The 14616-nt window shown below is 34.7% G+C and carries 13 protein-coding genes; 2 read left to right on the plus strand and 11 right to left on the minus strand.

Annotated elements, in window-relative coordinates; translation table 11 throughout:
* Positions 1 to 97: 97 nt before the first annotated feature.
* Positions 98 to 370 carry a CopG family transcriptional regulator gene (locus GX311_04145; protein ID NLK15569.1) on the minus strand — a complete coding sequence of 91 codons (273 nt, stop codon included), beginning with the start codon at positions 368 to 370 and terminating at the stop codon, positions 98 to 100.
* A 267-nt stretch (positions 371 to 637) separates the two neighbouring features.
* Here GX311_04145 and GX311_04150 point away from each other — a divergent pair, with 267 nt between their 5' ends.
* The gene (locus GX311_04150) at positions 638 to 1390 is read left to right on the plus strand and encodes a hypothetical protein (GenBank protein NLK15570.1); all 753 of its coding nucleotides are present in this window, start codon (positions 638 to 640) and stop codon (positions 1388 to 1390) included.
* Between the two features lie 8 nt (positions 1391 to 1398).
* On the opposite strand, the gene GX311_04155 is transcribed toward GX311_04150, so the two are convergent.
* The 10 genes from GX311_04155 to GX311_04200 form a co-directional block, all read right to left on the minus strand.
* Positions 1399 to 3036, minus strand: coding sequence for a S8 family serine peptidase (locus tag GX311_04155; protein ID NLK15571.1), 1638 nt, complete (start codon positions 3034 to 3036; stop codon positions 1399 to 1401).
* Positions 3037 to 3048: 12 nt separating this feature from the next.
* Positions 3049 to 3759: a hypothetical protein gene (locus tag GX311_04160; protein ID NLK15572.1), complete on the minus strand. Its 711-nt coding sequence runs from the start codon at positions 3757 to 3759 to the stop codon at positions 3049 to 3051.
* A 4-nt stretch (positions 3760 to 3763) separates the two neighbouring features.
* On the minus strand, positions 3764 to 4855 hold the full coding sequence (gene mnmA / locus GX311_04165) for a tRNA 2-thiouridine(34) synthase MnmA (GenBank protein ID NLK15573.1): 1092 nt from the start codon (positions 4853 to 4855) through the stop codon (positions 3764 to 3766).
* A 39-nt stretch (positions 4856 to 4894) separates the two neighbouring features.
* Positions 4895 to 5719 (minus strand): toxin-antitoxin system YwqK family antitoxin, encoded by an 825-nt coding sequence (locus tag GX311_04170; GenBank protein NLK15574.1) that lies wholly within the window; start codon positions 5717 to 5719, stop codon positions 4895 to 4897.
* A 93-nt stretch (positions 5720 to 5812) separates the two neighbouring features.
* Positions 5813 to 7753: a glycosyltransferase gene (locus GX311_04175; GenBank protein NLK15575.1), complete on the minus strand. Its 1941-nt coding sequence runs from the start codon at positions 7751 to 7753 to the stop codon at positions 5813 to 5815.
* 263 nt (positions 7754 to 8016) lie between these two features.
* Positions 8017 to 9444 carry a hypothetical protein gene (locus GX311_04180; GenBank protein NLK15576.1) on the minus strand — a complete coding sequence of 476 codons (1428 nt, stop codon included), beginning with the start codon at positions 9442 to 9444 and terminating at the stop codon, positions 8017 to 8019.
* A 202-nt stretch (positions 9445 to 9646) separates the two neighbouring features.
* Complete coding sequence (locus GX311_04185) at positions 9647 to 10000, minus strand: hypothetical protein (GenBank protein NLK15577.1); 354 nt, start codon at positions 9998 to 10000, stop codon at positions 9647 to 9649.
* Entirely contained in the window at positions 9997 to 10320 is a 324-nt protein-coding gene (locus GX311_04190; protein NLK15578.1) for a hypothetical protein, read from the minus strand. The genes GX311_04185 and GX311_04190 overlap by 4 nt, the downstream gene beginning before the upstream one ends.
* A 53-nt stretch (positions 10321 to 10373) precedes the next feature.
* Positions 10374 to 11045 carry a PorT family protein gene (locus tag GX311_04195; GenBank protein NLK15579.1) on the minus strand — a complete coding sequence of 224 codons (672 nt, stop codon included), beginning with the start codon at positions 11043 to 11045 and terminating at the stop codon, positions 10374 to 10376.
* A gap of 12 nt (positions 11046 to 11057) precedes the next feature.
* Positions 11058 to 11825 carry a hypothetical protein gene (locus GX311_04200; protein ID NLK15580.1) on the minus strand — a complete coding sequence of 256 codons (768 nt, stop codon included), beginning with the start codon at positions 11823 to 11825 and terminating at the stop codon, positions 11058 to 11060.
* A gap of 159 nt (positions 11826 to 11984) precedes the next feature.
* Between GX311_04200 and GX311_04205 the strand changes: the two genes are divergently transcribed.
* Complete coding sequence (locus tag GX311_04205; protein NLK15581.1) at positions 11985 to 14615, plus strand: hypothetical protein; 2631 nt, start codon at positions 11985 to 11987, stop codon at positions 14613 to 14615.
* Position 14616 lies beyond the last annotated feature (1 nt).

The raw sequence follows: 14616 nt of genomic DNA on the forward strand, positions 1-14616 counted from the left end.
AATTCAATGTCTTATGCTGTTGTGCGTAAGGTTCAAGAGTTTTGGATTTTTATAAGATTATATGAAACAAAATGTCTTGTAATCAGCCACTTACTTGTTAAGTTTGTGTTTTAGTCTCTGTTTCAAGCGATTTCAGTGTGGCTGATTTGATTTGTAAGCCTTGCAAACGCCCGATTTGACCGGTAAGTGATCCGATATCGTCTGTGCTCCCCTCAAAAATAAGTGTTATTACGCTGATTCCCTTGTTTGGCAAAGGAACTCCTTGTCTTCCAATAATGATATTGGAGTGTCGTGAGATAATTTCGTTTAGTTGAGTGGTGGATGATTTATCCTTAATAAGGATAATGGCAGCGCCTATTCTCTTTTCCATTAGAAACCTCCTTTGGATTAGTATTTAGTTATTTAATTTTCTTTGGTTACAGATAATTTCCGTTAACCTCAGAGTTTATTTCAAAGAAATTGTTTGATTTTGAAATTTTTACATATGTTTTTAAACAATATTGCAAAATTAAATATAATCAGAACAAATCCTCAATTTAATTGAGATTAAAAATCTTTCAATATTTGTTCTAACTTTGCAAAATCTATACCAACAAATATTTGTTGGTAGAAGTATAACGTTTTAAATCGATTTTTGTTGAAACTTTCTTTTGGGCATAAAAATGGAATTATTGGAACACTTTTGTTTCATGTTATTATATTATCCATTGCTTTGACATCTGAAATGAAACAAAATCCACCTGTTACATTTCACGTTTTGGTTGATCAGGAAATGCTTGACGAAACACCTGAAGAGGAGCTTGAACGCTTGAAAGAGGAGCTTTCAAGGGAGTTGGAGGAATTGTATGAACAATTGGGAGGGGAAGAGATTAGAAATATTGCGGTAAACAGAGACTATGAAGAGCTGAAGGCTGCAGAATATAAGGCGACAAAGTACAAATCAACAATGACCGATGAGGAGTATGAACGGGAAATTGTCCGAAATGCTTTGAACCAAGAGGAGTTTGAGAAGTATGTTGAGAATAAACCAGTTTTCGAAGAAGAAGTGTATGTGCCTGAAAAGAGGGAAAAGAAAGAGAAAGAGAAACCTCAAAAAACTGCGTATAAAGGACCTGCAACAGTTGTCTATTACTTGGATGACAGGACATCAATTTATCTTGATATTCCAGTTTATACGTGTGAGGGGGCTGCCAAAGTTACTGTTAACATAGAAGTTGCTCCTGATGGTAGCGTAGTTAAAGCTGTTGTTGATCAGAAGAACTCTATTCTTGCTACTGAATGTTATACAAAAGCAGCGACTGAAAGTGCTAAAAGTGCTTTTTTCTCAGCAGTAAGTAATTCAAAAGGAAATCAAAGTGGAAGTATTGTTTATCACTTTGTTGCCCAGTAAATTTTAACTTAGTAAAGCATTATTTTTTGTGTAATGCCTGTGCTTGTCTGGCCACGAACTGTTACCACAACAACTTGTGGCATATTTAGTTGTGGAATAGAAATAACAAGAGAAAGAGGAAAACCGGGTGTTGTATCTTTAACAATGCTCTGTAGGGTACGCCCCAGAGAATCGAAAACATCAATATAAACTGTTCTGTCCTTAGTATTTACAATATCAATATTTAGCGTATTTGACGTTTTGTCGTAAAACAGCTTGTTTATTGTAATTGTGTTGTTTTCGGGAGGAGATATGTTTTGGAGTTTGTAAAAAGCATTGTAAAAATCGGGAAATCCATAACCTATATAGTTGTTGGGAGAATCAGAGTTTTTTGCGGTCTCTTTTAGTGCTTGCTTGATTTGTAGAGGCGACTTATCGCTGTAATATTGTAGTAGACAAGCAACACCGCCTGCAAAAATAGGAGCAGAGTATGATGTTCCTGTGCTTTTGTAAAATCCTTCTGATATGGTTGACGGTACCCAAACATCAGCTCCACGTGACATAAAGTCGGGTTTGTAGGCGTGGAACGGCATTCCAATTGAGCTCCCAGACCAACGAACTCCATCTGAGTCGGTTGCTCCGATTGTGAAAATATGGGGGTTATCTGCGGGAAAGTTTAAGTATCGCCATTGGGTTTCTCCATCATTTCCGGCACTTGAAACAACTACCATTCCTTTGCTTGCTGCAATTCCTGCGGCTTTTGAACATATAGCGACATTGCCTGTAAGGTCGTTAATAGTGTAGTTATCAGCTTGATTGTCAAAAAGATTGTATCCTAATGATGAGTTTAATATATCGGCTCCTAAGCTGTCGGCATATTCGGCACCTGCAAGCCAGTTAAACTCCTCTAAACGAGATTCATACGCCGCATTTTCCGTGCGAATTAATATATAATTAGCCTCTGGAGCCGAGCCTCTATAACTGTCGGGAATTACTCCCGCAAGCAAAGCCAGTACAGCTGTTCCGTGATTGTGGTGGCTATAAATGGTACTGCTTTTCGCTGCAAAATCGCGAGTAGCTATTATCTGTTCTCTGTCTCTGAGCGAATCGAAGATTGGTAGGGTATTTACGCTACGATAACCTGCATCTAAAACTGCAATTAAAACGCCTTTGCCTGTTAGTCCCATGCTATGGAGCTTTGAAACACCAATCTCATCGAGCTGTTTTTCTGTCAGGTTGTCGTTGCGTGTGGAAACGTTACCTTCGTAAAAGCTTGATGAATAGCTGTTTCTCCTTTTACGTTTGATTGTTACTAAAGAGTAATTTTTAATCCAAATTTGAGAAATATGTTTCTCGTATCTTGCTTTTGGTCTTACTAGGGCGCAGTTAAGCCAACGTGAAGTATATAGTAGTTCCTCGGCAATATTAAGTTTGAAAAGTGAGTCGATATAGTTCTGATTTACAGGTAAATCGGTGCTGTCGATTGGAATTGAAAAACGAGTGCGGCGGTCGATAGCACGTTCAGTAAGAAATTCGGCAGGATTTTCTAAGCTGTATGGGGTGTTGTTTTTTGAGTCAAAATATATAACTAAATAAGAATCAGTGTTTTGTGAAAAACCTTTGTAAAAAAGAGAAAATGCTATAAACAAAAATATTGTTCTGTACATTGTAAGTTGCTGTTATTTGGCCTTTTGTGGCCCAAACATTTTTCTTTGCATTTCGAAAATTGTTCCTATTTCAATTCTTTGGCGAATAGGAATTGTAAAATCTAAATTAGGATTGTTCGATATTATATCAACCTTTTCAGAGTAAATCAGTCCGTAGCCAGCTGCCCAAATCTCTTGATTAGCTTTCAAATGTATAAGTGAACTGTCGTAGCTGTGAAAGACTTTAAATGTAGAGTCGTAGTATCTGCTATCTTTTGTGGAAGGTGTGTGTGCCGATACAATTTTTGAAATTTCGTTATTGTCTGACGTTATACAATATATTTGTGAGTTCCATGAAGCGCCCTTTTTTATTGGTAATAAAGTCTTTACCATTCTACAGTTATTCCAGTTTTCAATATACGAACCAACTGGGGAAGATAGTTCTCTAACCAATCTTCCAATTGGTATTTTTACGCTATCGCCTTTTAGCAGAGTGTAATGACCGACAGTTGTGTCGCCCGAATTAAAAAGTGAGTCGGTAACTATGCTTAGGGTATAAATAGTTGTATCATAGATGTTTAACGGTGCATCAATTGAAATCTCTTTTACCTCAAAGTATTGTACTTCGTTTCTGTAAAAAGGGAAATACGTGCTGTGATTTGGCGGATTGGGCTGTTCGGTTTTGTTATTGCAAGCCGTTATTGCAATAGTGCTGAAAATAAGTAAATTAAATATATGTTTCATGGTTTTATGCTTTAGCTTTTGTTATAATTCCTCCGCCAACCACATCATTGCCTTCGTAGAAAACTGCTGATTGTCCGGGGGTTAACGCGGTTACAGGCTTTTTGAATACTATTTCAGCATACTCACCTCTGTAAAATATAGTTGCATTTTCAGGGGTGTTTCTATAACGTATTTTTACAGTAACATTAAGTCCTTCTGGCGGAATTGTTGTGTATTTCATTAAGTTAATGTCTGTTACGATTGCGCTTGCAACTTCAAGTTCTTCGCGCTTGCCCAACGTTATTGTGTTTGTAGTTGCGTCAATATCAGTCACATAGTAAGGCTCTCCGAGAGCTACGTTTAAACCTTTTCGTTGCCCAATGGTGTAAAATGGGTATCCCTGATGTTTGCCGACAACTTTACCGTTTGCAAGAATAAAATCGCCGGGTCCGATATTTGTAATCTTTTCGGGAGCCATTTCGGTTAAAAAACGGCGATAATTATCGTCAGGTATAAAGCAAATTTCCTGACTTTCAGGCTTTTGGCTTAGACTTACAAACCCTTTCTTTTCGGCAATTTCTCTTATTTCAGATTTTTTATAGTTCCCAATTGGAAACATGGTGCGTGAAAGTGCTTCTTGTGTTAATTTCCACAGAAAATATGTCTGATCTTTTGTTTTGTCAACCCCCGCAGACAGATAGTATCGACCATTTTCATTTTTAATTTGTGCGTAGTGACCTGTTGCGATTTTGTCGCAACCGAGCTTGTCGGCAATTTTAAGCAGTTGACCCCATTTAATTGTCGAATTGCATATTACACAGGGGTTTGGAGTATTACCAGTAAGATATTCAGTAACAAAATCTTTAATTATGGTCTGCTTGAACTCCTCGCGGAAGTCAACAACAGTATGGCTTATTCCAAGTTTTTCACTCAAATGTTTTGCTTCCATAATTGAATTGTCTGTGTGACAATCTGTTAGCTCGGACGTTGAACTTTCTGGTATTGAATCAAATGTACGATATGTAACTCCGTAAACATCAAACCCTTGCTCCTTTAAAAGCATGCCACATACTGAACTATCAAGTCCGCCACTCATGGCTAAAAGTACCTTTTTCATCTTAATGTGTTGGTGTTTGATGTAATTGCTTGTTAAACACTATCTTAATGGTCTTCTTAAAAAATCTAAAGGGTCTTCGAATTGGTTGATATCAGGAAATGTGCCTTTTACTTTCTCAATCTCCTCAAGCTCTTTTGATTTCTTTAGCTCAATTGCAGGGTCGGTGCAACGTCCGTTTTCGTAAGGAATTTCGCTTGTTACTTTTCCCGATTCGCTGTAGTTTTTTTCGATTCCATTGCGCAAGTCGTTTTTGTAAGGAATTTCTGATTCAATTCTTCCGCTTGGATAGTATAGCTTCATTGTGTCGCACATCAAGCCGTCACAATAGGTTGCACGCATTCTAATTCTGCCGTCTGAGTAATATTTTTCGTACAAACCATGTTTTTTCCCATCTTTATATGGGATTATTTCGTGCAGATTTCCAGATGGGTAGTAAAAGGTTTTGCTGATGCCATGTAAAATACCATTATTATACTCCTCTTGTGCAATTTGCATTCCGTTATCGAGATAGAAAATCCAGATACTATCCTTGTTTTGGTCGCAATATCGACCTCTGCCAATTATACGTTCGGCAGTGTTATACATTTTTACGCTGCTGTATTTACTGTTATCGTAAAAATAAGCTTCTGAGAAGAGTTTTCCACTTTCGTAGTAACGAGTAAATTTCCCAACGGGCTTATTGTTTTTAAAATATCCTACATAAGCGATTTGTCCGTTTGGATATTTTACTTCCCATGGTCCTTGTTTCATTCCGTTGATATCGGTGTAGTTTTTTATTTCATCGCCCTTTTGTCCAACGTTTTGACCGAATGAGTTTAAAATAAGCGTTACTCCAAAGATTGGTATTAATATCTTTTTTATCATAAGTGAAGTTCGTTTTTCAAATTACATCTGCTAAAATAACAAAAATACAAAACTTACTTTAAAAGCAATTAACAATTAGCAATGAACAATTTGTTAATTTCCTAAGTTTTTCCAACAACGCAAAATTATGTTTATATCGTTTGTAATTCTGTAATCTTTTGCATATAAGCGGTTTAGTTTGTCGATTGATTTGTCAGAGAGCTCCTGTTTCCTTATCATTGCAGGGTTTAGTACACCTTCTCTAATTGGTGGGAGTGTGGCTCTTGTATCTGGAATATATCCGACCCATGTTTTTTTGCCCAGCAGCACACTAAAAGCGTTTGAAATTATTTTTGACTTGTTATTATATGAGTAAAAAAGTATGGGGTAGGTGATCAGAATAAAGAGTGCCAGAGCAACGTCAATAGTTCTTTTAAACCTTAGATTGGTAGGTTTAGCAATACTGTTTAATTTAATGTTATATAGTTCATCGTCAGTTTGTATTGAGCTGCTTCCAACTACGGCAATACCATCTGGCGACAGTATTTTGAATTTAACTCCCGAAAGTTCAGTTAACATCATTGAATCGATAATTTCCGACGCGCTTAATGTCGATGAACAAAACACGATTTCGTCAACATTGTGTAACCGTGATATTTCGGGCATATCTGCTAGTGAGCCAAGTTTTTCGGTATCATCCATGTCGTTATTTACTCTACCTATAATCGTAAATGCTTCGGGTGAATTACTAATTGTTTGACGTGTTTTTTCAGCCTCTTCTGAGCTTCCTGCAATTAAAACGTTAAGATTTTTAGGTATAATTTTACTGTAGCCTTTTATGCCAATAGCTCCATAAAAAACTCGCAACAGTGGCAAAACAGTTGACGCAAAGATTGTTGAGAAGATAATCATTGCACGTGAAAAACGCAACTCTTCGTTTAACAGACTGTAAAACAATAATATAGAACCCGAACCAATTAAAATGCCTCTTAAATATGCTATATTTTTGTAAGGCTTATCGTAACCACCTGAATATAACACAGATACAAGAAAAATAAGTATATATATAGGAACAGCAAATGTTATATAAGAGGGGGGATAACTGCCTGCCGCTCCGAATTTAAAGACTTCCCAAAATGGTAAAACAAAATAGAAGAACAACCATATTAAAATACCATCTATAAGGGGGATTGTAATTGATGCAATTACTCTTTTTAAGATTGCTAAAAAAGCGCGGAAATATATTGCAAACTTGACGCATATAGAAAATATTCCAATCAGGCGGTTTTGGAAATGTTTTTTGAAAAATATCTCCATTGCATTGTAAAACACCATTACGTAGTTTACACTGCTTTTTTTGGTGCTTTCCCCTTTGTAGTGGACTATTGTTGTATGTGGGAAATAGTAATTTTTGTAGCCTCCAAGTTGTAGTCTGTATGAAAGGTCAATATCTTCGCCGTACATGAAGAATGTTTCATCTAAAAGTCCAACTTTATCTAATGCCGATTTCCGCATTAACATAAATGCACCGGAAAGGACATCTACTTCGTGCGTTTCGTTTGGGTCTAAATAGCTTAGATGATATTTCCCAAAAGTTTTCGATTTAGGGAAGAGTGCGCTAAGACCGAATATTTTATAAAAAGCGGTCATTGGCTTTGGTAATCCACGTTTTGATTCAGGAAGAAAATCTCCGTTGCCGTCAATCATTTTTACACCAAGACCGCCGGCATCATGTGTTGATTCCATGAAGTTTACGGTCTTAGTAAAAGTGTCTTCTTGTACAATGGTATCGGGATTTAATAGCAAAACATATTTACCTTTAGATTTCCTGATAGCAAGATTGTTAGCCTTGGAAAATCCCAAATTTTCTTTGTTCTCAATTAGTTTTACCTCTGGAAATAGATTGCGAACCATCTCGCAACTATTGTCATATGAATTGTTATCGACAACAAATATTTCACAACTTATGTCTTGAGACGCCTTTCTAACCGAGTGGAGACACTGTTCGAGAAAATACCTAACATTGTAATTTACTATAATAACCGAAAGTATAATATTGTCCATTTGGGATTTTTAGTATAATAGAAACGCAAAAGTATAAAAAATATGCATTCTATTTGTAAAAATTGTATTTATACCGATTGGACAGCTACTATAGTCCAAACTTCACTATTGTTTGTTTGGACTATGTATATGTAACATCGGCATTTACCATTGTAAAATTTTAAAAAGATTGGACTATTTTAAAATTACAATTGGTATAAGCAGTGGTATTATAGACAAAAATCAGCTTGAATGTAGAGTCTGTTTTATCAAGATTAATGTCCAGTTTCCGTTTGAAATACTACTTTAGAAATATTTTGTCCATTGCGGTAATAGAGTGTGTCAGAGTCTGATACTGTCTTTACATATTCTCGTGCTTCTCTGCCGTCATTAATGATAATCCTAACAACCTTTTTCCCATCCCATTCGTGAAACTCTTGTGTTAAGCCAGTATCATATGTTTTTGCCAAATTGGCAATGAATTCTTTGGTTCTACTTTCAGGGGAGAATGAGAACTGTTTAAATAGTTCCTTTTTTCTATTTATCTTATCAATCTGAATTTTAACATATTGGTCTGATTGGTTGATAGTTAGAGCCTCATTATAATATTGTTCGGCTTTGTCGTAGTCAGAGTTTTGAAAACATCTGTCGCCGTTTTCAATTAGCTTTCTGTATTGTTCGCTATCACTCCGATCAACAGATATATTCAGTTGTGTACCGAGAAACTTTATCTGTTTAAAAACGTACTCATCGTTTGGATTTAACTTAGATGCTAACTCGTAGTGATACAAAGAGTTAATATAGTCGCGATTACTTATATATTTATCGGCAAGAGAGACATGATGATTGTATTGTAATTTTATATACATCGAGTTGTCGAACCTGCTGTTTAAAGTGTCTGCCAGGTTAGCTTTATACCATGCGTAATCGTTTTCAGGATACATAGAAGCTGATTCAGTATAGAATACCGATGCCTTTGAAAAATCATGCCCTCGCATACAGGAATCGCCTAATTGTTGTAATTCAATAAAGGCTTTGTATTTATTACTCTTTCTTAATAACTGTGTCTCAAGAGAGTTTATTTGCTCTGTGGGATACAAAACATAGGGATCATATACTCGTGCCATCAAATAATGGTCGATTGCCTTTACAAAATCGCCACTCTTTTTTCCGTTATCTGCAAGAGATATATGTTTGTTGTACTGTGCGTATCGTTCCTTTTTTACGTATGAAATAAGATTATTGCTTAAGTTTTTAAATTTTCCGGAATAGTTGTAATCAAAATCAAATTCGCCAAAATTTGGTGAGTAGTAAATTTTGGCAACTGGCAGTTGAAAGACTGAGAAGTCTGTATTTGGGATTTCAGGAAAAATCTCCATATTAAACCAATATACCCACTCCCTCTCCTCATTTTCACGAACATTGGTGTCTATTGTCAATCTTTTGGTAACATAACCGTAGGCGGCAAATATCAGTTGATATTCACGATTTAACTCTAACTCAAAACTAAATCGTCCGGCTAAATCTGTTTCAGCAACCATTAACAGCGAGCCATAAGAGTACAGCTGCACCATGCTACCCGATATAGGCTTCCAGCCATCGCGCAAAAATCCGCTAATCTGTAAGCCTCCATTTTGAGCTGATACATAGCTAAATAGATTGATGAAAATAACAAGTAAAAGTATCTTGGAAAAGTTTCTCATTAACTAACTTTAAGTCTATCGTTTTATAAGATGGCTAAATGCAATAATTGTACCTAATATCGATATTGCATAACTATTTATTGCAATTATATACAATTTTCATCAAAATTTGTGTTAACGTAGTTTTAACTTATAATCAGAAATTTATTTTTATTTTGGATTTGCCAGTAAATATTGATGTATGAAACAGTGTGGTATCGCTTTATTTTATTCTCTCTCCAAGAATTATTTTTGGCATTGTTGTTAAACATCGGTTGAATCGTTTGTAGAATTTTTCTAATCCTGATCTTGTTGCTTCGGCGTGAATCAATTCATTTTCAAGCTCCCAATATGAAATATAAGTTACCCTTTCTGGTTTTCTTGTCAGTCTGATTGCAGGTTCTCCATTTTTCACCGAATTAAAGTCCTTTTGCCTGTGTGTTCTTTTGATGTATTTAACATCAATCACACCTGCAAAGGATTTATGATGTTCTGCGACCTCTTTAATAAGTTTTTCAAATTCATCGACCTTGTCAGGTTTTACCTCATAAATGCAAATTTCCGAAAAAGTACTCATTTTTTAGTCAAAGTTTTATTAATTGAAAATCCAAGTAGTCCACCTAAAATTGTTGTCATTATTGCTATTGGTACTAGTGAAACAGGCTCTTTCCATCCAATCAAAACAGCAGAAGGCAATAAAACTAAGAAAGCGATCAAAATACCTTTGATTACCGAGTTGATTTTTAAATCAATAGTTGCAATTAGGAATCCAACAACTATCCACATGGTAAATGCAGATAGATTTGCATCCCATGTCAGGTTTTGAATAATCATGGGAATTACATCAATAACTCCTGCAATAATGCCAAACAATAATCCAATTTTAATTTTTTTCATACGTTTAATTGTTTTTTCAGTTCAAGGTTATATAGAGTTTTTTGTTTATACCCTTATTTTATCAGTTTATTAATATTCAACCCAATTTTTGCTCCCCAGCAGTTATCTTTAACGCTCAATCCTTTATTATCAAGGTTTTTTGTGAAATTTGGATTGTACTCCACTTCAAAATATATCAAATCTTTGATATTAATTCCGACTCCTATTAATCCGCCTAAGTTGAATTTGTTAAACTCCTTAAATTCAGGTTCAAAAAAATTAAATGTCATTCCTGAAGCTGGTTCTTTAAACATGATACAACTATTAGAAATCATATAGTCGCCCCGTAATCCTGCTAAAAGATATGGAGAAAAATCACTTTTTAATGGCTTTGCTTTTAAGCCAATATTTAGTGCTAAGTCGTGTAATACTGCATTTTCATTTATTAATTCTGCCGTAGTTCCGTCTGCAAATTTTAGATCTATACTATTGTTTTTAAATCCCTTTTGTATATATCCAAATTCAGTTCGTAACGCCAAAAAGTCTCCAAAATCTTTTTCTGCCTGAAGAAACGCCTGAAAACCAAATTTATATTTATTATCACTGTCAAAAGAGATTAGTTTATAATCCCATGTCTGAGTGGAGTACGAAAGTCCGGTGTTAAATCCGTATCTGTCAATTATTTGACTGTGCGAAAGTTTTGCTGTTAAAATTAATGCAATAATAAGTAATAGTTTCTGTTTCATCTCTTTATAGTTTTAATTTTCTGTTAATATGTCCGGTTGACTATTAGTAAGTGTTTGTTCTTTTAAAATCTCATTATCTAGAATTTTAATTATTTCATCAGTTGGTTCAAATTCAATGACAAAGCTCACTGGAATACCTTTCTTTACTTCCTTAGTATTTATTTTGCAATTCAAACTTTCCAATAGTTTTATCAAGCATTCATATCTTTTAGGAGAGTTGTATAACGACAGCCTGTACCCTTTTTCTGTTTTTTCTCCAGCTGTAAGAAATTGTCCTGCAAGAAAAGAAATCTGATGCTTATGAGTTGCGTTTAAAACTTTATCACATTCTAATTGTCCATTAAAAAATGCAAATCCTAATAAGTCTTTCCATTCCTTCATTTTGGTAAAATTATAAAATGAATTAATTTCTCTAGCCAGACAAAAGGATTTAAGGATAAAAAACTCATGGCAGTTGCGACAGTCTTTTCGCTTTTTCATGCGACTGAATTTTGAACCAGTTATTTCTTCAATTCGTTTGATTTCTCCAATTCTTTGTTGATGAAGTATAAGAATGTAACCCCATTGTTTTGGATTGTTTTTAGGATAATGTCTTCCCATGTAGTCTTCCAATGAACCTAATAAGTAAAAGGTTCTGTCAAGTTCCTGTCCAAATGTCCATAGACCTAAAATTGATAGTAACAATATTGTGAATACTTTTTTCATATACATCTGTTGATACATAATCCCAAAAACAAAAGTAGCAATAAAGTAGCTCAAACCATTTAAAACTTCAATCAAAACTAAATGTTTTCTCTAAACATAGTGTATATCAGCAATCTACAAACTTCTCCAAATAATTATTATTGGATTTTCTTTTTTCAAGTACCAAAAAAACCAAAGGTTTGAGTAATTTTGGAGTTTTGATAAGTAAAACAGAAATATTATAACCTGATAAAAATGAAAATAATAACAAAACAAAGCTCTTTTGTAGTACTTGCAATTACTTTATTAGCCCTAATATTAACTAGCTGTAAATCAGACAAAACAGATTGTGGAGCAGTAACCAAGCATACAAATATCCCCGAAGGATACTATGTTGAAACTATTCCCTATTCGGTGTTTAAAGGCATTTTTGATGAGCGGATACAATACGAAAACATTGTATCAAGAGGAGCTGCAATTCCAATAAAGACAGAGGCACAGTTTTACATAAAAGCGTGGAACGACCTGTTTATCCAAAAATTAATAGAACCCGAAATCGAATACTTAGGTTTGAGAGTCTCTGATTACGAAATTGATGATATGGTTTTTGGAGCTCATCCTCATTCAAATCTGACTTCAATGCCATTTTTGTGCGATGCAAATGGAGTTTATCAACCCGAAGAAGCCAAAAGGTTTGTAGAGCTTATTAAGAGTGATACTGCAGGCGATCCGAAAATAACTTGGGATGTTTTTGTTAAAGATATGGTTTATGAACACCAGATAAAAAAGATGAGAAGCATCGTCTCTTCATCGTTTTTTGTTTCGCCGGCAGAAGAGAAGTTTTATGACAAATATTTGAGTACTGAAATAGATTTTGACTATATATTTATTCCTTACACTGAGGCACAAATAACCCCAAGCCACGACTCTTTATTAGTGAAATTATATGAAGATTACCAAGAAGACTACTATAAGCAAGAAACAAGGGATGTTACGATTGTAACTATAAAACCAGAGGTAGATTCAGCTAATCATATTGAAGAGTTGAAACGTTTCGAGGCTCTTAAAAACTTTGCTGATTCTGATTTTAGAACTCTTGCTGATAAAAACGAGTCTATAAAATTCTATTCTGCTGATTATAATTTGAATACAACACAAAAAGAGTTGTTAGGATTTTTCGAAAACGGAAAAGTTGGAGATCTTAGAGGTCCTTATCTACAAGACAATTCGTATAGATTAATGAAAATTATTGAGAAATATACAGCTCCCGATTCTGTAAAAGTTAGGCATATTATGCTAAGAGGAGAGGACACTTCTCTTGTTGTGGAATTAATGAAAAAAATCAACGATAATAAAGATGTTTTTGGAAAATTAGCAGAAAAATATAGTGCCGATACAAGGTCAAACGAAAATGGTGGCGAAATAGGCTGGATAAAACCCGGAGATTTGGTTGAGCCTTACAATACCGCATGTTTTTCAGCTCCAAGTGATTTTTATTTTGAAATAGAATCACATAACAAGAGACATATAATGCATGTTATGGAAACATCACAAACATCACAAAGTCACGTGATAGTCGATGTATTATATATGGATGTTGAGCCAAACGACCGCGATATTGAGAGGATGAAAAAGAAGGCAAATTCAATCTCCAAAAAATCTAAAACTGGTGATGATTTGCTTGTTAAAGCTGTTGAAAACAGGTATGCTACAACTAATTTGAATTTAGTCAATACATATTATTTCTTAAACGATATTCCCAACTCAATTGATATGCTTCAATGGTGTTTTAAAAACACTATTAATACAGTATCTCCGCCTTTCTTTAGAGACAATTTAGCATATATACTAACTGTAACCGACATTGTCCCAACAGGATATATTCCCTTTGAAAAAGTAAGAGACATTGTACGAGATGATTACATAGTTTTATACAGAAAAGACACCTTATACAATAGAATAGCACAGCGTGTAAAAAAAGGAGACACGCTGGAAGAGAATGGAAACATATTGAAACGAGAAGTTATTGGGATAAAAAATATGCTATTGTCCTCATATACCATTCCAACACTCGGCATAGAATATAATTTACGAGGAGTATTGATGGGATTAAAAGTTGGCAAAACTTCTGACTTATTTAAAGGAGATAAAGGAGTGTTTATGGTTAGAAAAACAGCAGAGAGAAAAATTAAACAGACAATGGATTCGGAAACTCGTCTAAACAACCAGTTTATGGCAAATGTTTCCAATGATATATATTTAGGCGATATAACAAAAAAAGCATATCCAATTATAAATATAGCCAGAGAACAAGACAGTTACATGCTTCTAAAAGAGTACAATGATGAACTTCCTTACGACAGCACAGCTTCTAAAGAGATAATTCCTGCAGAATACGCATTTAGAGATGAAAATTGGGCATTAGCTCTTAACGGAAACTCTGATTTTAAAGGTTTTGTTAATTTTTATGAAAACATTGAAAAGGAGACAAAACAGAGCCGCTTGGCTAAAATATACGCGGGCATATGTTTTATGAAGTTAAATGAGAATCAGAAAGCTATTCAAGTTTTATCGACAATAGGTAAAACAGAAGATTTTTATACACCTTCAATAATTCCGATTCTTTTAGGAGATGCTTACTCATTTATTGGGAAAAACCAAGAAGCTATCGATAGCTACAAGAGAGCAATTGACAACAGTAACTCTCCATTTTTTAGCGGAATAGCAATGCATAAACTTGCGCTATTGGATTATATGTTAGGCAATTATGACGAAGCAATTAAATATTGTGAGATATTGATTAATACAAATATTAAGCATTTCAACTCACAGGTAATGACTGAGCTGTTAGGTGCATTAAAAGAAAAAAAGAAGAATAATAACTAAA

It is taken from the genome of Bacteroidales bacterium, from assembly GCA_012519055.1.
Taxonomy (GTDB): Bacteria; Bacteroidota; Bacteroidia; order Bacteroidales; family Salinivirgaceae; genus JAAYQU01.